This is a genomic window from Candidatus Polarisedimenticolaceae bacterium, assembly GCA_036376135.1.
Taxonomy (GTDB): Bacteria; Acidobacteriota; Polarisedimenticolia; order Polarisedimenticolales; family DASRJG01; genus DASVAW01.
Genome location: DASVAW010000092.1, coordinates 12,754 through 36,611, shown reverse-complemented (window position 1 = coordinate 36,611; position 23,858 = coordinate 12,754). Strand labels below are relative to the sequence as shown.

Sequence of the window (23,858 nt, the reverse complement as noted above, 5' to 3'; positions counted from 1 at the left end):
GCGTCATCGTCGTCGTTCGGGCGGTCACCGCGGCTTTCGGGCCGGGGAGGAAAGTCCGAACTCCGAAGGGCAGCGCGCTGGGTAACCCCCAGGCTCGGTAACGGGACGGAAAGTGCAACAGAAAGGAAACCGCCACGTGCGCTTCGTCGCGAGCTACGGCGCGACGAGCCTCACGGCGCACGCGGCAAGGGTGAAACGGTGCGGTAAGAGCGCACCAGCGCCGGCGGCAACGGCGGCGGCTCGGTAAACCCCGCGCGGAGCAAGACCGAATAGGGGAGCGTTCGAGGCTGGCCCGGCCGAAGCTCCCGGGTTGGTTGCTGGAGGGCGGCGGAGACGCCGCTCCTAGAGGAATGACCGTCGCCCCTCCATCCAGGGGTACAGAATTCGGCTTATGAACGACAACGGTGGCCACCGCGCCCGTCCGTCCCGCGTGGCCGGGACGGCGGGTGGCGGACCTTCTGCCCTGCTTCGGCGCGGCGACCGGATCGCGGTCGTCGCCACCGGCTTCGGGGTGCTTCCCGACCTTCTCGACGCCGGGTTGGTCCGTCTGCGACGGATGGGGTTCGTTCCCGTCCCGGCGCCGCACGCCCGCGACGTCCAGGGTTACCTCGCCGGCTCCGACGGCGACCGCGTCGCCGACCTCAACGCGGCCCTGCGCGATGCCGACCTCGCGGGGGTCTGGTTCGCGCGCGGCGGTTACGGGACCGCCCGGATCCTCGGGGCCATCGACTGGCGATCGCTCGCGCGGCATCCGAAGGTCTTCGTGGGATTCAGCGACCTGACCGCCTTCTTCGCCGCGGCGTCGCGCCGCGCCGGGGCGCGTTGCCTGCACGGCCCGACGGTGGCGGACCTCGCGACCGACGGCGCGTGGCACGAGCCGTCCCTGCGGGCCGCGCTCGCCGGTCGGGACCAGACGTGGCGCCCCTCGCGGTCGCAGGTGCTCGTCGAGGGAAACGCGTCCGGCCCGCTGGTCGGGGGGAACCTGACCGTGCTCGCCCACCTCCTCGGGACGCGCGATGCGCCGCGCTTCGAGGGCGCCGTGCTCTTCCTCGAGGAGATCGGCGAGGAGGCCTATCGGGTCGACCGGCTGCTGACCCACCTCGCGCACGCCGGGGTCCTCGAACGGGTGGCGGGGGTGTTGCTCGGGCACTTCGACGCCCCGCCGGCGCGGCGGGCGTATCCGCCGGACGTGCCGGTCGAATCGGTGCTCGGCGAGCGCCTCTCGCGGCTTCGCGTCCCGGTCGTGGCGGGGGTCCCCAGCGGCCACCGCCGCGGCAAATGGACCCTTCCGATGGGAGGGCGCGTCGCGATCGACACGAAGCGCCGGTCGGTGCGTTTCGAGCCTTCGCGTTGAGCCGCCGCGTCCGGATCGACCTCGCCTACGACGGGACCGACTACCGGGGCTGGCAGGTCCAGCCCGCCGCGCGCACCGTCCAGGGGACGCTCGAGGAGGCGTTGTCGCGCCTGCACGGCGGGGCCGCCGTGAGGACACGCGGGGCGGGGCGCACCGACGCCGGCGTGCACGCGCGCGGGCAGGTCGCCGACGCGCTCGTCGGCGCGCGGCTCGACGACGCCGTGCTTGCGAAGGGGCTCGCGGCGCTGCTTCCCGGCGACCTGCGGCCGATCTCGGTCGCGACCGTGCCCGAGACGTTCCACGCCAGGCTCTCCGCCGTGGCGAAGACGTATCGCTACACGCTCGATCGATCGAGGTGGGGCGATCCGTTCACGGGCCGCTTCACGCTGCACCACCCGTACGCGATGGACCTGGACGCCGCGCGCGAGGCGCTCGCGCGTCTTCCGGGGACCCGGGACTGGACCGGGTTCACCGCGGCGGCGTGCGAGGTGGAGGATCGCGTGCGCACGCTGTCCGAGGCGCGCCTGGAGGTCGGGCCGGCGTGCGTGGCGTTCGTCTTCCGCGCCGACGGGTTCCTGACGCACATGGTCCGCAACCTCGTCGGGACGATCCTCGAGATCGCGCGGGGCGCGGCGTCGCCGGCCCTCGTGTCGGAGGTCCTCGCGTCGCGGGACCGCGCGCGCGCCGGCCCCACCGCTCCGGCGAGAGGGTTGTGCCTCGAGTCGGTGGAATACGGCCCTACCGGGCCTTGAGAACGCCGAGCACGTTGGGGATCGGCCACTGCGAGCCGCCTCCCGAGCCCGAGAGGTCGACCTTCAACCCTGGGGCCCGGATCGACAGGCTCGCCTCGCTCCCGCCCTCCGCGTGCATCGCGCGCACGATGCCCAGCGGCAGGGCGAGGAGCTTCGCGTTGAGGTCGCGCATCGCGTGCGCGGTGGGCACGAACAGGAAGAGGATGCGCCCTTCGCGGTCGCCGGCGATCGCCGCCTCGGCCCAACGCTCGCGTGCCTGAGCCCAGACGTTGACGCCGGGCCACTTGAGCAACCGGAGGTTCTGGACGACCGCGTCGTAGTCCTCGAGGTTGCGGCGCGCGTCGGGGGTGTCCAGGTCGACGATCGCCGCGGGGGGAAGGCCCTTCCGCCTCGGCGCGAAGGCGAGCGCCGACTTGTACGACGACACCCAACGTCCGTGGTTGACGTGGCCGTCCGCGCGGGCGTAGCCGACGTTGGAGCGCAGGTCCTCCTGGTACATGCCGAGGTTGATCGCGACGGCGAGCCCCTCCTCGTCGCACCAGGCCGCTGCGGTGCGGGCGCGGCTCGGTCCGGCCGAGGCGAAGCGCGCGGCGAGGCGGGCGCGGTCCGGCGCGACGCGGACCACGTGCACGACCTCGGGCGAGCCGGTCTCGAGCGGGAGGACCGCGTACTCCACCCCCGGCTGGACCGGCGTCCAGGCCGGCGTTGCGGCGAGGGACGCGGCGGCGAGAATCGAGGCGAGCATCCCGTTCAGGATACGATGGGTCGTCGGAGGAGGCTGCATGTCGGATGTGCTGGTCGTCGGTGGGGCGGGTTACGTCGGCAGTCACGTGGTGCGCCGGCTCGTCGAGGCGGGACGCGAGGTCGTCGCGCTCGACGATCTGAGCATGGGGCACCGGTTGGCGGTCGGTGGGGTTCCGTTCGTGGAGGGGAACTTCGGCGACGCCGCACGTCTGGCCGGGGTGCTCGGCGGCGGCGGGGCGCGCTGGATCGTCCACCTCGCCGCGTCGGCGCTCGTCGGCGAGTCGGTCGCCGACCCGGCGAAGTACTACGCCAACAATCTCGTGAATACCCTGACCCTGCTCGACGCGGCCCGCCGCCACGACGTCGAGGGGATCGTCTTCTCGTCGACGGCCGCGGTCTACGGCGATCCCGTCGAGGTGCCGATCGTCGAGCAGCACCCGTGCGCCCCCACGAACCCGTACGGCGAGACCAAACTCGCCATCGAGCGGGCGCTGGGCTGGTACCACCGGGCCTACGGGCTCAAGTACGTGGCCCTGCGGTACTTCAACGCCGCGGGGGCGCACCCCTCGGGGGAGATCGGGGAGGACCACGACCCGGAGACCCACCTGATCCCACGCCTGATCGGAGCGACGCTCCAGGGCGGGCCGACGGTTCCGATCTTCGGGGAGGATTACCCGACGAGCGACGGAACCTGCGTCCGCGACTACGTGCACGTGGTCGACCTCGCCGAAGCACACGTCCGGGCCCTCGACGCGCTCGAGCGGGGCGCGGTCGAAGCGGAGGCGTTCAACCTCGGGAACGGCGAGGGGTTCTCGGTGCGTGAGGTCGTCGACACCGTGGCCCGCATCTCCGGGCGACGTCCGCCGGTGGAGCGGGCGCCCCGCCGGGCCGGCGATCCCGCGATCCTCGTCGCGTCGTCCGAGAAGGCCAGGCGCCGGCTGGGATGGGAGCCGCGGTTCGCCTCCCTCGAATCGATCGTCCGGACGGCGTGGGACTGGCATCTCGCGCGACCCGGGGGGTACGGCGACCGCCGCAGTTGAACGCGGCCCGTGCGGGGCATTACACTTCCGCGGTCGCAAAGGGGGATTGGGACCCGAATGGCGGACTGGTCCGGCCTGGCCGAGCCCGAGAGCGTCGAGGACGGCCTGCTGCGCCGCCTCGACCCGGCGCGCCTGCCGCGGCACGTCGCGATCATCATGGACGGAAACGGCCGATGGGCCAGGCGGCGGCACCTGCCGCGCGTGGCGGGGCATCGGGCCGGGATCGAGGCGGTCCGGGACACCGTCGAGACGTCGGCCCGCCTGGGACTCGAGGTCCTCACCCTCTACGCCTTCTCGCAGGAGAACTGGAAGCGGCCCCGCGCGGAGGTCGAGTTCCTCATGGAGCTCCTCCGCGAGTACACGAAGCGGGAGCTCCGGACGCTCCTGACGAACAACGTCCGGTTCCGCGTCCTCGGCCGGATGCACGAGCTCGCTCCGTCGGTCCAGGCCGACCTGCGCGAGACGATCGCCTCCACCGGAGCGAACACCGGCCTCGTCTTCAACATCGCCCTCTCGTACGGAGGGCGCAGCGAGATCGTCGACGCGGTGCGCGCGCTCGTGCGCGACGGGGTCCCCGAGGCCTCGATCGACGAGGCGGCCCTCGCGCGGCGCCTCTACACCGCGGACCTCCCGGACCCCGATCTGCTGATCCGCACCAGCGGCGAGATGCGCGTGTCGAACTTCCTGCTCTGGCAGATCGCCTACGCCGAGTTGTGGGTCACTCCCGTCCTCTGGCCCGACTTCCGGCGCCGCCATCTGTTCGAGGCCCTCGAGGACTACCAGCGGCGCGAGCGACGGTTCGGCGGGGTCGACCCGGCGACGGGGCAGCCCTCCCCCGCGCTCGCGCGCCGCTGAATGCAGCGCCTCCTCACCGCCGCGGTCCTCGCTCCGCTCGCGTGGTGGCTCACCAAGCGGGGGCCCGACCTCGCCTTCGCGGCGGCGATCGTGGCGTGCGTGGTCCTCGCCTCCCGCGAGGCGTACGCCATGCTGGAGGCGCGGGGGATGAGGCCGCTGCGGGGGCTCGGGCTCGCGCTCGGAGCGGCCGTCGCGGCCTCGTTCGCGGGGCCGGCGACCGAGCTCGAGCCGGCGACCGCGCTCGGGCTCGCGGTGGCGGCGACGTTCGTCGCCGCGATGGCGATCCGGCCCGAACCGCAAGCGATGCTCGATGCCGCCCTCGCGACGATCCTCCCGATCGTCCTGATCGCCTTCCCGATGGGATTCCTCGCGGCCCTCCGCCTCATCGACCGCGAGATGGGCCCCGACCTCGTGCTGCTTCTCCTGCTGTGCGTGATGCTCGGCGACACCGCCGCCTACTACACCGGGCGGGCCTTCGGAAAGCACCGGATGGCCCCGTCGATCTCCCCGAAGAAGACCTGGGAGGGGGCCGCGGGGGCGCTTTTCGGCAGCCTCGTCGCCGCCGCCCTCGCGCACACCTGGTTCTTCCAGCGACTGACGATCGTGCACGCGGTGGCGCTCGCCGTGATCCTGTGCGTCGTCGGAGTGCTCGGCGACCTCGCGGAGAGCATGCTCAAGCGGGCGAGCGGCGTGAAGGACGCGTCGTCCCTGCTCCCCGGGCACGGCGGCCTGTTCGACCGGATCGACTCCCTGCTGTTCGCGGGGCCCGCGCTGTACGGGTACTGGCGGATCTTCCTCGAGGGACGACTTTGAAGTCGGTGGTCCTGCTCGGCTCCACCGGGTCGATCGGCGTCTCGACGCTCGACGTGGTCGCGGCCCATCCGGCCCGTTTCCGCGTGGAGGCGCTCGTCGCCTCCCGCAACGTGGACCGGCTCGAGGAGCAGGCGAGACGCTTCCGCCCCGACGTCGCGGTCGTCGCCGATCCGTCGTTCGCCCCCGACGCGGCGCGGCGGCTGGCCGGGGTGTGCCGCGTCGAGGCCGGGCGGGACGCCGTGCTCGCGGTCTCCCGTTCCTCCACCGCCGACCTCGTCGTGAACGGGCTCGTCGGAGCCGCGGGCCTCGAGCCGACCTGGGCGGCGGTCGACGCGGGGATCGACGTCGCGCTCGCCAACAAGGAGGCGCTCGTCGCCGGCGGCGCGTTCGTCACCGCGCGCGCCGCCGAGTCCGGGGCGCTCGTCCTTCCGGTGGACAGCGAGCACAACGCGCTGCACCAGTGCCTGAAGGGAGAATCGGCTTCCGAGGTGCGTCGGCTGTGGCTGACCGCCTCCGGAGGACCGTTCCGCGACCGCGAGGCGTCGACGATGGCGTCGATCACCCCGGAGGAGGCGCTCCGGCATCCGACGTGGGTCATGGGCCCGAAGATCACGATCGACTCCGCCACCCTCATGAACAAGGGGCTCGAGATCATCGAGGCGCGCTGGCTGTTCGGCGTCCCCTCCGAGCGCATCGCGGTCGTGATCCATCCGAAAAGCGTCGTCCATTCGATGGTCGAGTTCGCCGACGGGTCGTTCAAGGCGCAGCTCGGAATGACCGACATGCGCCACCCGATCCAGTACGCGATGAGCTGGCCGGAGCGGTGGCCCTCCGCGCTTCCGCCGTTCGACCCGATCGCGGCCGGACCGCTCGAGTTCCGGGCCCCCGACCTCGCGAAGTTCCCGTGCCTTGCGCTCGCCCGCGAGGCGCTGGAACGGGGCGGGGCGGCCCCGGCCGTGCTCAATGCGGCCAACGAGGTCGCGGTCGAGGCGTTCCTTTCCCTCCGAGCGGGATTCTCGGACATCCCCCGGGTGGTCCGCGCGGCCCTCGAGCGGCACGGCGACGACCCGGCGGCTACCCTTGGAGACGTGCTCGAGGCCGACCGGCGCGCGCGTGCGACGGCTTCCGCATGGCTTTCTTCTGGAGTGAAGCGGTGATCGACTTCCTGATGGCGGCGGCGGCGTTCGTGATCGTGCTCGCCCCGCTCGTGACCGTGCACGAGTTCGGCCACTTCATCGTGGCCAAGGCGCTGAAGATCGGGGTGCCCGTCTTCTCGATCGGGTTCGGACCGCGGCTTTTCGGCGTGATCCGCGGGGGGACCGACTACCGGGTCTCCGCGGTGCCGCTCGGCGGCTACGTGCGCCTGGCCGGCGACGAGGCCGACGAGAACCGCACCGGCGGCCCCGACGAGTTCCTGACCCGCGCGCGCTGGCAGCGCTTCCTCGTGTTCGTCGCCGGGGCGGCCTTCAACATCGCCTTCGCGGTACTCGCCGCGGCGCTGATGTTCAAGGTGTACGGGAAACCGGAACCCGTGCAGCCCGAGGCGTACCCGGTCGTGGCCCAGCTCGCCGCCGGCTCGACCGCGCAGGCCGCGGGCGTTCGGGTCGGCGACCGCATCGTGAGCGTTCAGGGGCGAGACGCGCGCCAGCCGCGAGCCCTGGGCGAGGAGATCGACCTCTCCCCCGGCACCGTCAAGGAGGTCGTCGTCGAGCGCGACGGCGAACGCCTGACGATCTCGATGAACACGGGGCAGGACGAGCGGTTCCACCTCGGTTCGCCCGGTTGGGAGCTGCGCCTTCAGACCCCGGGCCCGCCGAAGATCGGTTTCGTCCAGTCCGGGGCGCCCGCGGAGAAGGCGGGGCTGCGCACGGGCGACGAGATCCTGGCCCTGGACGGGAGCGACCAGCTGACCGACCTCCAGGTGCGGGCGCGGCTGGAGGCGAGCGCGGGGCGCGAGGTCGTGCTCAAGATCCGCCGGGACGGGATCGAGCGGGACATGCCCGTGGTCCCGCAGGACACGGACGGCAAGGGGAAGATCGGCGTCACCTTCGTCGACGGGTCGATCGTGCGCCGTCCGGTCTCGGTGGCGGGAGCCTTCCGCGCCTCCGTCGACCACAACCTCGAGCTGGCGCGAGGGCTCTTCCGCGCGCTGGCGAGCTGGGGCGAGCGCCTGTTCGCCAAGCGCGACGTCAACGCCATGCGGATGTTCTCGGGGCCGATCGAGATCGCGTCCTTCTCGAAGATGGCGCTGCGGGACGCCGAGGCGTTCCTGGGGTTCATGACGCTGCTCAGCCTCAACCTCGGAATCATCAACCTGATGCCGATCCCCGTCCTCGACGGCGGCCACATCCTGATCCTCACCGTCGAAGGGCTGATCCGTCGCGACCTCTCCATGAAGGTCAAGGAACGGGTGATGCAGGCGGGCTTCGTCTTCCTTCTCGCCTTCTTCGCGCTCGTGATCTTCTTCGACATCCGGAAGAGCCTCTGACGGGGGGAGGCACCGCGTGCGCGACGTCCTCGAAGCGCTGCTCGACGAGATGCGGGCGGGACGCGCGTGCGTGCTCGCCACCGTCGTGCGCGCGTCGGGGTCGACGCCGCGCACCGCGGGGGCGCGGATGCTCGTCCGCGGCGACGGCTCGACGCTGGGGACGATCGGGGGCGGGGCCTTCGAGGCGACGGTCGCCGCGGACGCCGCCGACCTCCTGAAGGACGCCGACGGCGCTCCGGCCGTCAAGCGATACGTCTTCACCGAGCACGGCGACGGGGCCCTCGGGATGGCCTGCGGCGGGACGGCCGAGGTCCTGCTGGAGCGCGTGGCCGGCGGGCCGCGTCTGGTGATCTTCGGCTGCGGCCACGTGGGGATCGCGCTCGCGCGTCTGGCGCGCACGGTCGGCTTCGACCCGGTGCTCGTGGACGACCGCGAGGAGGCGTGCGCCGCGGCGCGCCGGGCCCTCGTCGGGGCGGTGCACCGTTGCGACGCCGCGTGGAGCGAGCTTCCCCCGATCGGTCCGGCGAGCTTCGTCGCCGTCGTGACCCGCTGCCACCGGACCGACCGCCTGGCGCTGCGCTCGGTCGCCGCGAGCGGCGCGCGCTACGTCGGCCTCATCGGGAGCCGTCGCAAGAAGGCCGTGATCTTCCGCGAGCTGGCCGAGGACGACGGCATCGACGCGGCCTGGCTCGAGACGGTGCGTTGCCCGATCGGACTTCCGATCGGGGGCGAGACTCCCGACGAGATCGCCGTGTCGATCGTCGCGGAGCTGCAGCAGGAACGCCACCGGTCGCGCTGACCGTCCGCCGACGGACGACCCGCGCGCGCCGCGCGCGAGGGCGCGCGACTTTTTCCCCGGCATCCTCGTTGCCTTCGTCCGGTCGCGACGGGCCTGTCGCCCGCAAGGAGGTCTCATGAGGATCGGTACCTGCCTTCTCGCCGCCGCCGTGCTCTTCGTCTCCGTCGCGGCCCCCGCGCTCGCGGCCCCCGCGAGCTCCGCTCCCGCCGCCTCCTCCCCGGCGGCGTCCCCGCTGGACGTCAACGCCGCGAGCGTGGAGCAGCTCGTCGGGATTCCCGGGATCGGGAAGTCGCTGGCGCAACGCATCGTCGATTTCCGCCAGAAGAACGGACCGTTCAAAAGCGTCGACGACCTCCTGAAGGTCCAGGGGATCGGCGAGAAGTCCCTCGAGAAGCTGCGCCCGCACCTCGTCGTCCGGTCGAAGTGACCCCGTGCGCGAGCGGGGGATGACCGCCGCCGAGATCCTCGTCGCGATCGCGATCCTCGCCGCGCTGGTCCTCGCCGCCGCCCCCGCGGCCGCCCACCTCCGCAACGGGGGGCGGGCGGCCGCGGGAGCGCGGTGGGTGGCCACCTCCTTCGCCGCCGAGCGATGGCGGGCGGTGACGCTCGCGCGTGCAGGCGGGTACCACTTCGCTCCCGACGCCGGGGTGTGGTCGTGGCTTCCGGTCGAGGACGGCAACGGCAACGGACTTCGCACGGCGGAGGTCCGCACCGGGACCGATCGCGCCAGGGACCTCCGGCGGCGGTTGGGGCGCGACGTCGACGGCGTGGAGTTCGGGATCCCCCCCGGCGGACCGTTCCCCGAGGCTCCCCCGGGAACCGGCACCATCGGGTCGGGGGAGGACCCGGTGCGGTTCGGCCGCTCGGACCTCGTCTCGTTCTCGCCGGACGGCAGTGCGTCGTCGGGAACCCTCTACGTGACGGACGGCATGGACGGCTTGTTCGCGGTGGTCCTGTTCGGCCCCACCGCACGGGTGCGCGTATGGCGCTACGACCGAAGGAGCGGACGATGGACGCGTTGAGGGGGGAGAGCGGGGCGGATCGCAGGCTGCGGGCGTTTCGCGCGACGGATGCCTTCGCGCTCGAGGTGATCGTGGCCTCGCGCGCGCTCGACCGCGGCGAAGGGGCTGGACTGGCGCGGGACATCCGGACGGTGGCCGCACGATGCGGGGGCGCCCTCGTCGCGGCGACGGCGGGGCCGTCGACGTCGCGGGAGACGCTGGAAGGGGCGAGGGCGGGCCTCTTCGAGATCCGGTACTACCTCTACCTCGCCCGCCGTCTGGGTTTCCTCGACCTGCGACGTTATCGGGACCTCGCGGCCCGCCAGGACGCGGCGCTGCGCGAGCTCGACGGTCTGCTCGACGGCGCGGCGCGCCCCGGGATTGACATCGGTCAAGAACGGGCTTGATGGGGGATTCCGGAGGCCGGTCGACCTCCGCCGGAGCGTGGTGTTAGCCTTCCGGCGCGATGATTCACCACGTTGCCCAGGCCGCCGCGCTCATCGGGTACTTCCTCGGCGTCTTCTTCGCCGTCCTGAACGCGCGGACCCCCTCGGACAAGCTCAAGCAGGCCTCCACCACCTCCCTGCTCGGCGCCTGGATCCTCCAGACCGGCGCGGTCGTCGGGCACACGATCGCCCGCGGGACGGTTCCGCTCGACAGCCTCGAGGATTTCCTGCTGATGTTGAGCTGGGTGGTCCTCGGCTTCCACCTCTACCTCTGGTTCCGCCGCCACCTGCTCGGGGCGGTCTTCGTGCTCCCTCCGATCGCCTTCGTCGCCGCGGTGCTGGGGATCGTGATCCCCGCTCCGCACCTGCAGCTTCCGCGGTCGCAGGAGACGGGCTGGCTCTACTTCCATCTCGGCCTCACCCTCGTCGGGATCGCCGCCCTCAGCGTCGCCTTCGCGATGAGCCTCATCTACCTGGTTCAGGACCGCGCGCTGAAGGCCAAGCGGCCCCTGGCCCTCCTGGAAAAGCTCCCTTCGCTGGACACCTGCGACCGCGTCGGGTTCCACGCCTTCCTCGCGGGGTTCGGGCTTCTCACGCTGGGGATCGCGACGGGTCTGGTCCTGGGGATGGTGATCCACCACCGGTACTGGGCCGGCAACCCGAAGGAGATCCTCTCCTACCTGGCGTGGTTCGTCTTCGCGCTGCTGTTCTACGCCCGCCTCTCCCGCGGCCTGCGGGGGAGGAAGTCGGCCTATCTGACGATCACGGGATACGCGCTGGCGATCCTGACGATCGCGACGCTGGTGCCCTGATGCTGGTGCTCTTCGGCCTCAACCACCGCAGCGCGCCGGTCTCCTTCCGAGAGCGCGTCGCCTTCAAGGAAGCCGACCTTCCCGCGTTCCTGTCCCGCCTTCGCGCCGAGGAAGGCGTGGACGAGGCGCTCATCCTCTCCACCTGCAACCGCGTCGAGATGCTGGTGCGGGGCCCTTCCGAGAAGAAGGCCGGGGAGGCCCTCGCGGGATTCCTGGCCCGCGAGCGGCAGGTCACCGGCGAGGAGCTCGAGCGGTACACCTTCCGTTACGAGGGACTCGACGCCGTCCGCCACATGTTCCACGTGGCGGGCGGGCTCGACTCGATGGTGCTCGGCGAGCCGCAGATCATGGGGCAGGTCAAGCGCGCGTACGCGATCGCCAAGGAGGCCGGTACGACCGGCCCCGTGCTCGACCACCTGATGCAGCAGACCCTCTCCGGCGCGAAGCGCGTGCGGACGGAGACGGGGATCTCCCGGCACGCGGTGTCGGTGGCCTACGCCGCGGTGCACCTGGCGCGGAAGATCTTCGGCGACCTGCAGGGGCGCTCGGCGCTCCTGCTCGGCGCGGGGAAGATGACCGAGCTCGCGGCGCGCCACCTCGTGGGAAACGGCATCGGGTCGGTCACGGTCACGAACCGCACCTACACCCGCGCCGTGGAGCTCGCGGAGCAGTTCGGCGGCTCCGCCCTCTACTGGGAAGAGGCGTTCGACCACCTCGAGAAGATCGACATCGTCATCACCGGTACCGCCGCGCCGGAGCCCGTGCTCCTGCGCCACCACGTGCAGAAGGCGATGCGCCTGCGGCGCAACCGCCCGCTGTTCCTGGTGGACATCGCGGTGCCGCGCGACGTCGATCCCGCGGTCGGCGACTTCGACAACGTGTACCTGTACGACATCGACGACCTGCAGGGGGTGGTGGACTCCAGCCTCGAGGAACGCAAGGCCGCCGCGGAGGCGGCCCGCCAGCTCCTGGAGGGCGAGGTCCGCAACTTCGACTTCTGGCGCCAGACGCTCACGATCGCGCCGACGATCGCCGCGATGAGCGATCACCTCCATCAGGTGGGCCGCGCGGAGATCGAGCGCTTCCACCGCAAGCTCCAGGGGCTCACCCCCGATCAGGAGAAGGTCGTCGAGGAGCTCGTCCGCTCCGTCGTCCAGAAGATCCTCCACCCCGCGATCCGCACCCTCAAGGGCTCGTTGCAGCAGGGCAGGGCCGCCGAACGCGCGAACCTCTACCGCCAGATCTTCGACCTCGAGCGTCACGTCTCGGCGGAGAGCGCCCCGGCCCCGGCCGGCCCGCAGCGCGTCCTCCAGGGAGGCAAGGAGTGAGCGTCGTCCCGTCGCACCTCAGGCTCGGCACGCGGGGAAGCCCGCTGGCGCTCTGGCAGTCCCGTCACGTCGCCGCGCTGCTCGAGGCGGCGCACCCGGGACTGCGCGTCGAGCTGATCGTCATCAGGACCGAAGGGGACGCCTCCCAGAAGTCGGACGTCCCGCTCACGCAGGGGGACGGCAAGGGGATCTTCGTCCGCGAGATCGAGGACGCGATGCTGGAGAGTCGCATCGACCTCGCGGTGCACTCCCTCAAGGACCTGCCCACCGAACAGCCGCGAGGGCTCGTCGTCACCGCGACCCTCGAGCGCGCCGACCCCCGGGACGGACTGCTCGCCCCGGGGGGGCTCGACCTCGAGCAGCTCGCGGTGGGGACGGTCGTGGCGACGGGGAGCCCCCGCCGTCGCGCGCAGATCCTCCACGTCCGCCCCGACCTTCGCATGACGCTCGTGCGGGGCAACGTCGACACCCGCGTGCGCAAGCTCAAGGAAGGGCAATTCGGCGCGATGGTCCTCGCGATGGCCGGGGTCACCCGCCTGGGGATCGACGCGATGCCGATCCGCGCGATCCCCTTCGAGGTCTCCCTTCCGGCCCCGGGCCAGGGAGCGATCGCCATCGAGACGCGCGAGGACGACGCCGCGACGCGCGCGGCGATCGCGCCGCTCGACCACCCGGCGACCTTCGCGGCGGTGCGCGCGGAGCGGGGCTTCCTCGCAGGCCTGGGCGGCGGCTGTCTCGCCCCCGCCGCCGCCCTCGGACGGATCGAGAACGGGCGGATGATCCTCGACGGCATGGTGGGGGACCCGGACGGACGCCGGCGCCTGCGCGATCACGTCGAAGGGGACCCCGACACTCCCGAGGCGCTCGGCATCGCCCTGGCGAAGCGGATCCTCGAGCGCGGCGGCGACGCGATCCTCCGGGACGCGCGCGCCACGCTGCAGGGGTGAGCGGCATTCCCCGTCGCGTCCTCGTGACGCGCGCCCCCGGCGCGTGGCCGTCCCTCGAAGCGAAGGGCTGGACGTTCCGCGCCCCCGCGTCGACCCTGCCGCCGCTCGACCCCTCGACGCTCGCCCGCGCGATCGCCGACCTGCGCTCGTTCGCCTGGGTCGTGCTCACGAGCGCGACGGGCGCGCGGCGCCTGGCCGAGGCGCTTCGCGCGGCCGGGCGCGAGCCGGCGGCGCTCGCGGCCAAGGTCGCCTGCGTCGGCCCGGCGACGGCGCGGGCGGCGGAGGGGGAGGGCTGGCGCGTCGCGGTCCTCGCGGCCGAGGGAACGGGAGCCTCCCTCGCGGGCGAGATCGTCGCGCGCGCGGGTGCCGGGGAGCGGGTGCTCGTCGTCCGTCCGGAGAGCGGATCGGCGTTCCCCGTCTCCGTCCTCGAGGACGCGGGCCTCGCCGTCGTTGCCGCGGCCGCGTACCGCACGGCGCCCTCCGAGCTCGCGCCCGCGATCGCGCTCGAGCTCGCGCACGGCGTGTACGAGGCGGTCGTCTTCACGGCGCCGTCGGCGCTCCAGGCCCTCCTCGAGACGGCGGGGACGGGGGACGCGCTCGCCGCGGTGAAACGCGTGGCGATCGGCTCGACGACCGCCGGCGCCCTCGAGCGCGCCGGGCTTCCCGCGCACGCCGTCGCCGTCGAGCCCACGCCGGAGGCGGTCGAGCAGGCCCTCGAATCGCTGTGGTAGATTCCTCGACCTTTCACGGAGGAAATCCGGTGCAAACCGGCGACGCGCCCGTCAGGAAGACCCCGCTCCACGCCGCGCACGTCGCCGCGGGCGGACGCATGGTCCCCTTCGCCGGCTGGGAGTTGCCGGTCCAGTACAGCGGCACCCTCGACGAACACCTCGCGGTACGCACGCGCGCGGGGCTGTTCGACGTCAGCCACATGGGCGAGGTGCGGGTCAAGGGACCCGAGGCTCTGGCCTACCTGCAGTTCGTCACGTGCAACGACGTCTCGAAGCTCGTTCCGGGGCGCATCCAGTACACCGGGCTGACGACCCCGGAAGGGACGTTCGTCGACGACCTCCTCGTCTACAAGCTGGGCGAGCAGGAGTATTTCCTGGTGGTGAACGCGGGGAACACCCCGAAGGACGTGGACTGGCTCCACTACCACGCCAAGGGTTTCCAGGTCGACGTGCGCGACGAGTCTTCGCAATGGGCGCAGCTCGCGATCCAGGGGCCGAAGGCGGTCGAGATCCTCCAGCCGCTCGTCCGCGTCGATCTCGCCCCGCTCAAGTACTACGGCTTCCTGCAGGCCGATGTGGACGGCGTGCCCTCGATCGTCTCGCGCACGGGGTACACGGGCGAGGACGGCTTCGAGGTGTACGCCCCCGCGGACGCGGGCCCCCGCCTCTGGGACGCCATCATGTCGCGCGGGAAGGAGCACGGGCTGCTCCCCTGCGGCCTCGGCGCCCGCGACACCCTCCGCCTCGAGGCGAAGATGGCCCTCTACGGGAACGACATCGACGACACGACCACGGTCCTCGAGGCCGACCTCGGCTGGATCTGCAGGCTCGACAAGGGCGATTTCCTCGGACGCGACGTGCTCGTCCGGCAGAAGGCCGAAGGGCTGAAACGCAAGCTCGTCGGGTTCGAGACCGAAGGACGGGGCGCCATCGCGCGCCGGGGCTTCCGGGCCCTTCGGGACGGCGAGCCGGTCGGCGTCGTCACCAGCGGGACCTTCGCGCCGTACCTGAAGAAGAACATCGGCCTCGCGTACCTCCCCGCAGGGATGTGGGAAGCCGGCACGCGATTCGAGGTCGAGATCCGCAACCGCCTCGAGAGCGCCGTCGTCGTCCCGACGCCGTTCTACAGGCGGGCGCGCTGACCCGACGGGAGGAGGAGTCTCGGATGTACCCGACGAACCTGCGTTACACCAAGGACCACGAGTGGATCCTCGTCGAAGGCGGGACCGGCACCGTCGGGATCACCGATTTCGCGCAGTCCCAGCTGGGCGACATCGTCTACGTCGAGCTCCCCGCGGTCGGCCGCACGATCGTCCAGCACGAGGTCGTCGGGACGATCGAGTCCGTGAAGGCGGTCTCGGAGATCTACTCGCCGGTCTCGGGGGAGGTGGTCGAGGTCAACGCCGGCCTCAACGACGCCCCGGACGTCGTCAACAAGGATCCGCACGGCGCCGCGTGGCTGTTCAAGGTGCGGCTCGCGAATGCGGGGGAGCTCTCGGGGCTGCTGGACGCCGCGGCCTACGGGGAGCTCGCGAAGTAAGCTGCAAGAACCCCGCGTTTCGCCGCACTTCTTTACAACTTTTGCATCCGATTTACACCTCGGAAAGGCACACTCCCGTCCAGACGGCCAGGAGGTGCCCATGCGTTCCGCAACGTTGTCCGCATTCGCAGGGACGCTCCTCGTGCTCGCGGCCCCCTTCGCCGGAGACGAGGGCGCCGGCGCCGGCCGGGGGCGGGCCGAGACGGCGGCGATGGAACAGGCGGTCCGGCGCTACGTCGCCGAGGTGAGAAACGACGGCCGGATGCTCACCGTCGACGCGCTGTTCTCCGACGAGGTGCTCGCCAACGGCCAGCGCCGGGACCGGGCGGCCTTCAAGCGCTCGATCGAAGGGGAGCGCGCGTCGTTCGACGTGAAGGCGACCGTGGACGACGTCAAGGTCTCGGGCGACACCGTCGTCGTGCGCATCACCGAGGTCGGCACGCACGTGGGCGCATGGATGGGGCTGCCCGCGACCAAGCGCCCGGTCCGGGCGAGCGCGGTCGAGCTGTTCACCTTCCGTGCGGGGAAGATCGCCGAGCACTGGCGGTACGTCGACCGCGTCGCGACGCTCGTCCAGATCGGTGCGGCGCCCAAGCTCCTCGACGCGCCGGTTCAGACCTCCGCGAACGCCTCGACGGGCGGGCACGCGCAGACCAGGTTCCGGTCGCCGTAGCTGTTGTCCACGCGGCCGACGGCGGGCCAGAACTTGTGCTGGCGCACCGTCGCCACCGGGAAGGCGGCCCGGGCACGGGAATACGGCCGGTCCCAGGCGTCCGCCGTGGCGACCTCGGCGGTGTGCGGCGCCATCTTGAGCAGGTTGACCGCGCGGTCGGCACGACCCTCCTCGATCTCCCGGATCTCCTCGCGAATCGCGATCATCGCCTCGACGAACCGGTCGAGCTCTTCCTTTGACTCGCTCTCCGTCGGTTCCACCATGAGGGTGCCGGCGACCGGCCACGACATCGTCGGGGCGTGGAAGCCGTAGTCCATCAGGCGTTTGGCCACGTCGTCGGGCTCGATCCCGGCCGTGGCCTTGAGCGGACGCAGATCCAGGATGCACTCGTGGGCGACGAACCCCTCGCGTCCCGCGTAGAGCGTCCCGTAGTGTCCCGCGAGCCGCTTGGCGACGTAGTTGGCGTTGAGGATCGCGATCTCGCTCGCCTTGCGCAGCCCCTCGGCGCCCATCATCGCGATGTAGGCGTAGCTGATCGGGAGGATCGACGCGCTCCCCCACGGCGCCGCCGAGACCGGACCGATCGCCGTCGCACCCCCCGTCGTCGCGAGCGGGTGACCCGGCAGGAACGGCGCGAGGTGCTCCGCCACGCAGATCGGGCCCATGCCGGGTCCGCCGCCCCCGTGCGGGATGCAGAAGGTCTTGTGCAGGTTGATGTGGCACACATCGGCGCCGAAGTCGGCCGGGCGCGCGAGTCCGACGAGGGCGTTGAGGTTCGCGCCGTCGAGGTAGACCTGGCCGCCCGCGCCGTGTACCGCCGAACAGATCTCGCGGATCGACTCCTCGAAGACGCCGTGCGTCGAGGGGTAGGTGACCATCAGCGCCGCGATCCTCGCCCCGTGCTGGGCGAGCTTGGCCTTCAGGTCGGCCACGTCGACGTTCCCCTGCGCGTCGCACGCCACGGCGACCACCCGGAATCCGGCCATCGCCGCGCTCGCGGGGTTCGTCCCGTGGGCGGAGACGGGGATCAGGCAGACGTCGCGGTCGCGCTCCCCGCGCGCGTGGTGATAGGCGCGGATCACGAGCAGCCCCGCGTATTCCCCCTGCGCGCCGGCGTTGGGCTGGAGCGACACCGCGTGGAACCCGGTGATCTCCGCGAGCTGCCCCTCGAGGCGTCGAAAGAGCTCGCGGTACCCTTCGGTCTGGTCCTTCGGCGCGAACGGGTGGAGCTGCGCGAACCCCGGATAGGAGATCGGGAACATCTCGGCGGCGGCGTTGAGCTTCATCGTGCACGAGCCGAGGGGGATCATCGACGCGGTCAGGGACAGATCGCGGTTCTCGAGGCGCTTGAGGTAGCGCAGCATCTCCGTCTCGGAGCGATGGCGGTGGAAGACGGGGTGCTCGAGGTAGCCGGACCTTCGGCGGAAGGCGTCGGCGATCTCGGCGCGGGCGGGGGCGATGCCGGCGTCCCGGCCGCCGAAGATCTCGACCAGGTCCGCGAGGTCGGAGGCCCCGACCGTCTCGTCGAGGGCGATCCCGAGGTCGCCGTCGTCGTAGGCGCGGAGGTTGATCCGCTTCGCCGCCGCGGCCTTGAGGATCTGGATCTGCGTCCGCCCCTGCGGAGCGACGCGCAGCGTGTCGAAGAAGGCGCGGTGCCGGATCCGGTGGCCGAGCTTCTCGAGGGCGGCCGCCAGGGCCGAAGCGGCGCCGTGCACGTTCTGCGCGATGGCGCGCAGCCCCTCCGGGCCGTGCCACACGGCGTACATCGAGGCCATCACCGCGAGGAGGACCTGCGCCGTGCAGATGTTGCTCGTCGCCTTGTCGCGACGGATGTGCTGCTCGCGGGTCTGCAGGGCGAGGCGGTAGGCCGGCCGGCCGGACGAGTCCTTGGACACGCCGACGATGCGGCCGGGCATCTGGCGCTTGAACGCGTCCTTCGCGGCGAGGAAGGCCGCGTGCGGGCCGCCGAACCCCATCGGCACGCCGAAGCGCTGCGCGCTTCCGCAGCAGACGTCGGCGCCGAACGCGGCCGGCTCCCGGAGGACGGTGAGGGCGAGCAGGTCGGCGACGACGACGACCATGGCTCCCGCGGCGTGCGCGCTCGAGGCGAACGGCTCCCAGTCGACGATCGCGCCGTCGGTCGTCGGGTAGGGGACGAGGACCGCGAAGGTCGGCCTCGAGAAATCCCACGCCGCGGGGTCCCCGACGACGACGTCGATCGCGAGGGGGACCGCGCGCTCGCGCACCACTTCGATCGTCTGCGGGTGGCAGGAGTCGGCGACGAAGAAGACCCTCCCGTCGGCCTGCTTGTCGAGGACGCGGTGGCAGAGCGTCATCGCCTCGGCGGCCGCGGTCCCCTCGTCGAGCATCGACGCGTTGGCGACGGCGAGCCCGGTGAGGTCGAGGACGAGCGTCTGGAAGTTCAGCATCGCCTCGAGGCGTCCCTGCGAGATCTCCGCCTGGTACGGGGTGTACTGCGTGTACCAGCCGGGGTTCTCGAGGACGTTGCGACGGATCACCGGCGGCGTGACCGTGCCGTGGTACCCGAGGCCGATGTACGAGCGGAAGACGTCGTTGCGCGACGCCAGCTCCGCGAGGTCGTCCATCGCCTCGCGCTCCGAGCGCGCCGGCGGAAGGTCGAGGGCCCGGCCGAGGCGGATCGAGGCGGGAACCGTGCGTCCGACCAGATCCTCGACGGAGGACGCTCCGATCTCCCGGAGCATCGAGGTGACGTCGCCCTCGCGCGGGCCGAGGTGCCGGCTGACGAACCGATCGGGGTGCGCGAACGCGTTTTCGGACATGGGGTGCGTCCTTTCGAGGGGACTCAAGGGACGGGGATGGTAGCAAACAGGTCGACGCCGATCTCCGCGAGGAGCTCGGGGAGCGCCTCCAGCGGAAGGCCGACCACGTTGGACCAGGATCCCTCGATCCCGTCGGTGAGCAACACGCCGAACCCCTGCAGTCCGTAGGCTCCCGCCTTGTCGCGCGGCTCCCCGGTCGACACGTACCAGCGGAGGAGGGACTCGGGGACGGCGCGGAAGCGCACGCGCGAGACCGCCACGCGCAGCGCCGAGCGCCCGTCGTCGGTCCGCTCGACGCGCAGGGCCGTCAGGACCTCGTGCACGCGCCCCGACAGCGCGCGGAGCATCTCGAGCGCCTGCGCGTCGTCCGCGGGCTTGCCGAGGATCCGCCCCTCCAGGACCACCGCCGTGTCGGCGGATACGACGATCGCGGGGGGGATCCGACCCCGGACCCGCGAGGCGATCGCGCGCCCCTTCGCCGCCGCCAGGCGGCCGACGTGGGCCGCGGGCCCTTCCCCGGGAAGGAGGGTTTCGTCCACGCCCGACGGCACGACCTCCGGGTCGAGGCCGAGCGCGCGCAGCAGCGCGACGCGGCGGGGCGAGGCGGAGGCGAGCACGTACGTCGCGCGCATGGCCGGGGAGTGTAGCCGACCGTATACTGCCGACCATGCGTCGAACGATCCTGGCCCTCGCGGCCGCCCTCGTGTGCGCCGCGACGCTCGCGCAGAACGCACCCGCGGAGTCCCTCTCGCTCCAACCGCCGCCCGGCGCACTCCTCGCCCCTGGCGCCTCGCCGGCGCTCGCGTTCTTCACGACCGGCGACGTGGTCGGCTTCCTCGACCCCTGCGGGTGAAAGCTGAACCCCGCAGGGGGCCTCGCCCGGAGGGCGTGGCTTTTCGAACAGTTCAAGAAGAACTACCCGAACGCCCCGATCGTCCCTCTCGACTCGGGGGGCTTCTCGGACAATCCCTCCGAGCAGGGGCTGCGCCGCACGCGGGTCCTCCTCGACGGAATGGAGAAGCTCGGGTACCGCGTCGTGAACGTGTCCGAGCGGGATCTCCCGCTCGGCTACGAGGAGTTCAGGAAGAACGTCGACGGAAGCGGGCTCCGCTTCATCTCCGCGAACATCGTGAAGCAGGGGACGACCGAGCGGGTGTTCCCGCCGTACGAGGTCGTCGAGGTCGCCGATGCGAAGGGGAAGCCCCTGCGCGTCGGCATCGTCGGCGTCACCCGGTTCAGCCCGGTCTGGCAGAAGGCGGGCCCCGCCGGTTCGAACCTCGCGTTGGCCCCGCCGGGGGAGATGCTCAAGGCGGTCCTTCCCGAGCTCCGTCCGAAGGTCGACGTGGTCGTGCTTCTCGCGGCGCTCAACCGCGACGACGCGGCGCGCCTGTCGCGGGAGATCCCGGGGATCGACTTCGTTTTCGGGGCGTACGGCGGCATCTACGACACGGCCTTCAAGAAGGACGGGGCGGCGCCCGTGCTGTACACCGGAAACCAGGGGCGTTACGCGGGCGAGGTCCGGGTCTTCCTCGACCCCGCGCGCAAGGTGAACGACGCGCAGCTCTATCTGCACCACCTGATCGCGCGATATCCGGAGAACCCCGAGATGCTCGCGTGGGTGGACGCCCGCAGGGCGCAGCACGCCCTTCCCAAGGAAGCCGGCACGCATTGACGGTTCCGGCGGGCCGCCGTCTGGCGCTCGACCTTGGGGACCGGCGCATCGGTCTCGCCCTCTCGGATCCGACCGGGGTGCTCGCGTCGCCGCACGGACTGATCGAGCGACGCAGCTGGCGTCGCGACGTCGAGGCCGTCGCGGCGATCGTGCGGGAGCACGAGGTCGTCGAGGTCGTGGTCGGCTGGCCGCGCACGTTGTCGGGCGACGTCGGAGAGCGGGCGCAGCTCGCCGAGGAGTTCGCGCAGCGCCTGCGGACGCGGCTCGGGGTCCCGGTCGTGTTGTGGGACGAGCGCCTGACGACCGTCGAAGCGCAGCGGACGTTGATCGCGGGGGGGGTGCGGCGGGAACGGCGCCGGCAGGTCGTCGACGCGATGGCCGCGTCGCTCATCCTGCAGGGGTACCTCGAGGCTCAGCGATCGTCCTCGACGTAGGTCTCCTCGGTGAGTCGGATCCCGTGGAAGTTGATCTCGCGCCGCCGGATCTGATCCGAGAGACGCTCGTTGATCACTCCGAGCTCGTTGATCTCCCCCTTGCGGAAGGCCTGGAAGTGGAACCGGCAGAACCCCTCGAGGTAGGCCGGGTCCTGGCAGAAGGCGGCACCGCCGTGGCTCGTGCGGAACTTGCAGTGCTCCACGTCGTCTCTCCCGTCCGAACGATCGGACGCGGTGGATTCTAGCCCACGCCCCCGTCACCGCGATTACCGTCTCGGCTCCGCCGCACCCCTCGCGCGGCGCCGCCGCGAGCCGCCCCCCGTGGCGCGACGCTTGCTGTTCCTCCGGGCACCCCCCGAGGCCCGGGCGCGACCCCGGGTGAGGAGCGCCGGATGGTCCGGGGCTCCCGGCCGGGTCGGAGACGGTGCCGGGCGACCCCTCCCGCGTGATGGACGCCCCCCTTCGCGCGTCGGCGCCGGCCCGGTCTCCGACCCGGCCCCTTCCTTTCCCCGCTATCCTGCACCCATGCGGCGCGGCGAGTTCGTCCGGCTCGGCGAGGTGGGCGCGTCGGCCATCGGCCTGCCCGAGCGGCTCGCCCGGGAGCTCGAGCTCGCGCGCGCCTGGCGGCGCGTGGCGGGGGAGGCCGTCGCCCGTCGGCTCGTTCCCGAGGGGATCCGTCGCGGCGTCCTCGAGCTGCGCGTGGAGGATCCGCGCTGGCTTCCCACGGCCCGCGCGCTCGCGCCCAAGCTCGCCTTCCGGATGTCGCGCGAAGCGCCCGGCCTCGGCGTGAAGCGTCTGCGGCTGCTCGCGGGGGAGCGGCGCGAAGAGGCCCCGCTCGACGATCCGGACCCCCCTTCGCGTTGACGCTCGCTCGGGGTCGCCGTATCCTTCACGGCCGCCTCGGCGAAACTCCGGAGAACCCACGCGACGATGATCCGCGTCGACAAGCTGACCAAGGTGTACGGAAGCCGTGTGGCGGTCTGGCGCGTCTCGTTCGAGGTGAAGCGGGGCGAGATCCTGGGGTTCCTCGGCCCCAACGGCGCCGGCAAGACCACCACCATGCGGATGATCACGGGGTTCATCCCTCCGTCGTCGGGAACGGCCGAGATCGCCGGATACGACGTGGTCGAGAAGCCCCTCGAGGCCAAGGCGCGCATCGGTTATCTGTGCGAGGCCCCCCCGGTCTACCGCGAGATGCTCGTGCGCGACTACCTCGGCTTCGTCGCCGAGATCAAACGCGTGCCGCGCGCGCGCCGCGGGCCGCTGGTCGACCGGGCGATCGGCCTGTGCGGTCTCAAGGAAGTCCACAAGCGGGTGATCGGAAACCTATCCAAGGGTTACCGCCAGCGCGTCGGTCTTGCGCAGGCGATCCTGCACGAGCCTCCCGTCCTGATCCTCGACGAACCCACCGTCGGGCTCGACCCTCGCCAGATCATCGAGATCCGCGAGGTGATCAAGGGGCTCGGCGGCGAGCAGACCGTCGTCCTGTCCACGCACATCCTCCCCGAGGTCACGATGACCTGCTCGCGCGTGGTGATCATCAACGCCGGGCAGGTCGCCGCGGAGGACACGATCGAGAACCTCACGGCGGGCCTCGGCCGTTTCCAGACCGTGCGCCTGCGCACCGCGCGCGAGGTCGAAGGTCTCGAGGGGCGGCTGCGCGGGGCGGCCGGGGTCGCGGAGGTCACGCGGGAGGCGGACCGGACCTTCCTCGCGCGCGTCGAATCGGGGGACGACGCCCGCGAGGCGCTCGCCGCGGCGGCGGCCTCCGCGGGGGCGGGGGTGGTCGAGCTCGCGAGGATGACGGCGAGCCTCGAGGAGATCTTCCTCAAGCTCGTGACCGAGGAAAAGGAGCCGGCCGCGTGAGATCGATCTGGGCGATCACCCGTCGCGAGATCCAGGCGTACTTCGTGTCGCCGATCGCGTACGCGTTCATGGCGATGTTCCTGCTCATCGTCGGCGTCGTGTTCTACATCGCGATCCGCCGCTACATGGCGACGCCGGCGATGCTCCTCGACGAGATGGGCTCGACGATCCGCACCAACCTCGTGGGCGGCAAGCTCGGGTTCGCGACGGCCTCGCACCTCGCGATGATGCTGTCGCTCCCGGGTCTGTCGATGCGACTGCTGAGCGAGGAGCGAAAGCAGGGGACGGCAGAGCTGTTGTTCACCTCGCCCCTGACCAGCGCCCAGATCGTGCTCGGCAAGTTCCTCGGCACGGTCGGCATCTACGTGCTCATCCTCCTCGCGACCCTCCCCATGTTCGCGTGGCTGAGCTTCCAGGCCGACCCGGAGTGGGGAGCCCTCGCGGCGACCTACCTCGGGCTGTTCCTCCACGGCTGCCTGCTCCTGGCGATCGGGCTGTTCGCATCGGCGCTCACCGAGAGCCAGTTCGTGGCGCTGGTCCTGACCTACGCGATCGTGGTCCCGATGTACCTGCTCGAGCGCGTCTCGAACCTCGCCGGGCCGCCGGTCGACCTCGTCGTCGGGGCCTTCGCGGCGACCAAGGGGCTGCGCGTCGCCGGCCGGGGCGCGATCGACTCCCACTTCGTCTTCCTGTGGATCGCGTTCATCTTCGTGTTCCTGTTCCTGAGCGGGCGCGTGCTCGACTCGACCCGCTGGAGGTGAC

Annotated in this window: 28 protein-coding genes and 1 other RNA gene; 25 read left to right on the top strand and 4 right to left on the bottom strand. The window is 71.8% G+C overall.

The window, feature by feature from the left end:
• Positions 1-8 precede the first annotated feature (8 nt).
• The 3 genes from rnpB to truA all read left to right on the top strand — a co-directional run bounded on the left by rnpB (position 9) and on the right by truA (position 2,106).
• Positions 9-407, top strand: an RNA gene (gene rnpB / locus VF139_08840) — RNase P RNA component class A.
• Between the two features lie 23 nt (positions 408-430).
• Positions 431-1,354 (top strand): LD-carboxypeptidase, encoded by a 924-nt coding sequence (locus tag VF139_08835; GenBank protein ID HEX6851504.1) that lies wholly within the window; start codon positions 431-433, stop codon positions 1,352-1,354.
• Entirely contained in the window at positions 1,351-2,106 is a 756-nt protein-coding gene (gene truA / locus VF139_08830; protein ID HEX6851503.1) for a tRNA pseudouridine(38-40) synthase TruA, read from the top strand. The genes VF139_08835 and truA overlap by 4 nt, the downstream gene beginning before the upstream one ends.
• Here the strand turns inward: truA and VF139_08825 are convergent.
• Positions 2,093-2,851: a phosphodiester glycosidase family protein gene (locus tag VF139_08825; protein ID HEX6851502.1), complete on the bottom strand. Its 759-nt coding sequence runs from the start codon at positions 2,849-2,851 to the stop codon at positions 2,093-2,095. The genes truA and VF139_08825 overlap by 14 nt on opposite strands.
• Positions 2,852-2,888: 37 nt before the next feature.
• Here VF139_08825 and galE point away from each other — a divergent pair, with 37 nt between their 5' ends.
• The 16 genes from galE to VF139_08745 all read left to right on the top strand — a co-directional run bounded on the left by galE (position 2,889) and on the right by VF139_08745 (position 16,323).
• The gene (galE, locus tag VF139_08820; GenBank protein HEX6851501.1) at positions 2,889-3,890 is read left to right on the top strand and encodes a UDP-glucose 4-epimerase GalE; all 1,002 of its coding nucleotides are present in this window, start codon (positions 2,889-2,891) and stop codon (positions 3,888-3,890) included.
• A 57-nt stretch (positions 3,891-3,947) separates the two neighbouring features.
• Positions 3,948-4,745: an isoprenyl transferase gene (locus VF139_08815; GenBank protein ID HEX6851500.1), complete on the top strand. Its 798-nt coding sequence runs from the start codon at positions 3,948-3,950 to the stop codon at positions 4,743-4,745.
• Positions 4,746-5,558: a phosphatidate cytidylyltransferase gene (locus tag VF139_08810; GenBank protein ID HEX6851499.1), complete on the top strand. Its 813-nt coding sequence runs from the start codon at positions 4,746-4,748 to the stop codon at positions 5,556-5,558.
• A 5-nt stretch (positions 5,559-5,563) separates the two neighbouring features.
• Positions 5,564-6,715 (top strand): 1-deoxy-D-xylulose-5-phosphate reductoisomerase, encoded by a 1,152-nt coding sequence (locus VF139_08805; GenBank protein HEX6851498.1) that lies wholly within the window; start codon positions 5,564-5,566, stop codon positions 6,713-6,715.
• A complete protein-coding gene (gene rseP, locus VF139_08800) occupies positions 6,712-8,046 on the top strand; it encodes an RIP metalloprotease RseP (protein ID HEX6851497.1) in 1,335 nt (444 codons plus the stop codon). The genes VF139_08805 and rseP overlap by 4 nt, the downstream gene beginning before the upstream one ends.
• A 16-nt stretch (positions 8,047-8,062) precedes the next feature.
• Positions 8,063-8,845: an XdhC family protein gene (locus tag VF139_08795; protein ID HEX6851496.1), complete on the top strand. Its 783-nt coding sequence runs from the start codon at positions 8,063-8,065 to the stop codon at positions 8,843-8,845.
• Positions 8,846-8,960: 115 nt separating this feature from the next.
• Positions 8,961-9,272, top strand: a complete 312-nt coding sequence (locus VF139_08790) for a helix-hairpin-helix domain-containing protein (protein ID HEX6851495.1) — start codon at positions 8,961-8,963, stop codon at positions 9,270-9,272.
• 4 nt (positions 9,273-9,276) lie between these two features.
• Complete coding sequence (locus VF139_08785; protein HEX6851494.1) at positions 9,277-9,867, top strand: prepilin-type N-terminal cleavage/methylation domain-containing protein; 591 nt, start codon at positions 9,277-9,279, stop codon at positions 9,865-9,867.
• On the top strand, positions 9,855-10,253 hold the full coding sequence (locus VF139_08780) for a four helix bundle protein (protein HEX6851493.1): 399 nt from the start codon (positions 9,855-9,857) through the stop codon (positions 10,251-10,253). Before VF139_08785 ends, VF139_08780 begins: the two co-directional genes overlap by 13 nt.
• 59 nt (positions 10,254-10,312) lie before the next feature.
• Positions 10,313-11,104, top strand: coding sequence for a cytochrome c biogenesis protein CcsA (gene ccsA / locus VF139_08775; GenBank protein HEX6851492.1), 792 nt, complete (start codon positions 10,313-10,315; stop codon positions 11,102-11,104).
• Positions 11,104-12,432 (top strand): glutamyl-tRNA reductase, encoded by a 1,329-nt coding sequence (gene hemA, locus VF139_08770; GenBank protein HEX6851491.1) that lies wholly within the window; start codon positions 11,104-11,106, stop codon positions 12,430-12,432. Before ccsA ends, hemA begins: the two co-directional genes overlap by 1 nt.
• Positions 12,429-13,379 (top strand): hydroxymethylbilane synthase, encoded by a 951-nt coding sequence (hemC, locus tag VF139_08765; protein ID HEX6851490.1) that lies wholly within the window; start codon positions 12,429-12,431, stop codon positions 13,377-13,379. The genes hemA and hemC overlap by 4 nt, the downstream gene beginning before the upstream one ends.
• A complete protein-coding gene (locus tag VF139_08760) occupies positions 13,376-14,110 on the top strand; it encodes a uroporphyrinogen-III synthase (protein ID HEX6851489.1) in 735 nt (244 codons plus the stop codon). Before hemC ends, VF139_08760 begins: the two co-directional genes overlap by 4 nt.
• Positions 14,111-14,139: 29 nt before the next feature.
• On the top strand, positions 14,140-15,252 hold the full coding sequence (gcvT, locus tag VF139_08755; protein HEX6851488.1) for a glycine cleavage system aminomethyltransferase GcvT: 1,113 nt from the start codon (positions 14,140-14,142) through the stop codon (positions 15,250-15,252).
• A gap of 23 nt (positions 15,253-15,275) precedes the next feature.
• A complete protein-coding gene (gene gcvH / locus VF139_08750) occupies positions 15,276-15,650 on the top strand; it encodes a glycine cleavage system protein GcvH (protein HEX6851487.1) in 375 nt (124 codons plus the stop codon).
• A 100-nt stretch (positions 15,651-15,750) separates the two neighbouring features.
• Positions 15,751-16,323 (top strand): ester cyclase, encoded by a 573-nt coding sequence (locus tag VF139_08745; GenBank protein ID HEX6851486.1) that lies wholly within the window; start codon positions 15,751-15,753, stop codon positions 16,321-16,323.
• On the opposite strand, the gene gcvP is transcribed toward VF139_08745, so the two are convergent.
• Both gcvP and VF139_08735 read right to left on the bottom strand, forming a co-directional pair.
• A complete protein-coding gene (gene gcvP, locus VF139_08740; protein ID HEX6851485.1) occupies positions 16,263-19,124 on the bottom strand; it encodes an aminomethyl-transferring glycine dehydrogenase in 2,862 nt (953 codons plus the stop codon). The two genes, VF139_08745 and gcvP, sit on opposite strands and share 61 nt — an antisense overlap.
• Before the next feature lie 23 nt (positions 19,125-19,147).
• Complete coding sequence (locus tag VF139_08735; protein ID HEX6851484.1) at positions 19,148-19,756, bottom strand: Maf family protein; 609 nt, start codon at positions 19,754-19,756, stop codon at positions 19,148-19,150.
• Positions 19,757-19,791: 35 nt separating this feature from the next.
• Here VF139_08735 and VF139_08730 point away from each other — a divergent pair, with 35 nt between their 5' ends.
• The 3 genes from VF139_08730 (at position 19,792) to ruvX (ending at position 21,230) form a co-directional block, all read left to right on the top strand.
• Positions 19,792-19,977: a hypothetical protein gene (locus VF139_08730; GenBank protein ID HEX6851483.1), complete on the top strand. Its 186-nt coding sequence runs from the start codon at positions 19,792-19,794 to the stop codon at positions 19,975-19,977.
• Positions 19,978-20,136: 159 nt separating this feature from the next.
• Complete coding sequence (locus VF139_08725; GenBank protein HEX6851482.1) at positions 20,137-20,796, top strand: hypothetical protein; 660 nt, start codon at positions 20,137-20,139, stop codon at positions 20,794-20,796.
• Positions 20,793-21,230, top strand: a complete 438-nt coding sequence (gene ruvX, locus VF139_08720; protein ID HEX6851481.1) for a Holliday junction resolvase RuvX — start codon at positions 20,793-20,795, stop codon at positions 21,228-21,230. Before VF139_08725 ends, ruvX begins: the two co-directional genes overlap by 4 nt.
• Here ruvX and VF139_08715 read toward each other — a convergent pair.
• On the bottom strand, positions 21,209-21,433 hold the full coding sequence (locus VF139_08715) for a hypothetical protein (protein ID HEX6851480.1): 225 nt from the start codon (positions 21,431-21,433) through the stop codon (positions 21,209-21,211). The two genes, ruvX and VF139_08715, sit on opposite strands and share 22 nt — an antisense overlap.
• A gap of 322 nt (positions 21,434-21,755) precedes the next feature.
• Between VF139_08715 and VF139_08710 the strand changes: the two genes are divergently transcribed.
• The 3 genes from VF139_08710 to VF139_08700 all read left to right on the top strand — a co-directional run bounded on the left by VF139_08710 (position 21,756) and on the right by VF139_08700 (position 23,857).
• Entirely contained in the window at positions 21,756-22,094 is a 339-nt protein-coding gene (locus tag VF139_08710) for a DciA family protein (GenBank protein HEX6851479.1), read from the top strand.
• A 66-nt stretch (positions 22,095-22,160) separates the two neighbouring features.
• Complete coding sequence (locus VF139_08705; protein HEX6851478.1) at positions 22,161-23,096, top strand: ATP-binding cassette domain-containing protein; 936 nt, start codon at positions 22,161-22,163, stop codon at positions 23,094-23,096.
• Positions 23,093-23,857 carry an ABC transporter permease gene (locus VF139_08700; GenBank protein ID HEX6851477.1) on the top strand — a complete coding sequence of 255 codons (765 nt, stop codon included), beginning with the start codon at positions 23,093-23,095 and terminating at the stop codon, positions 23,855-23,857. Before VF139_08705 ends, VF139_08700 begins: the two co-directional genes overlap by 4 nt.
• Position 23,858 lies beyond the last annotated feature (1 nt).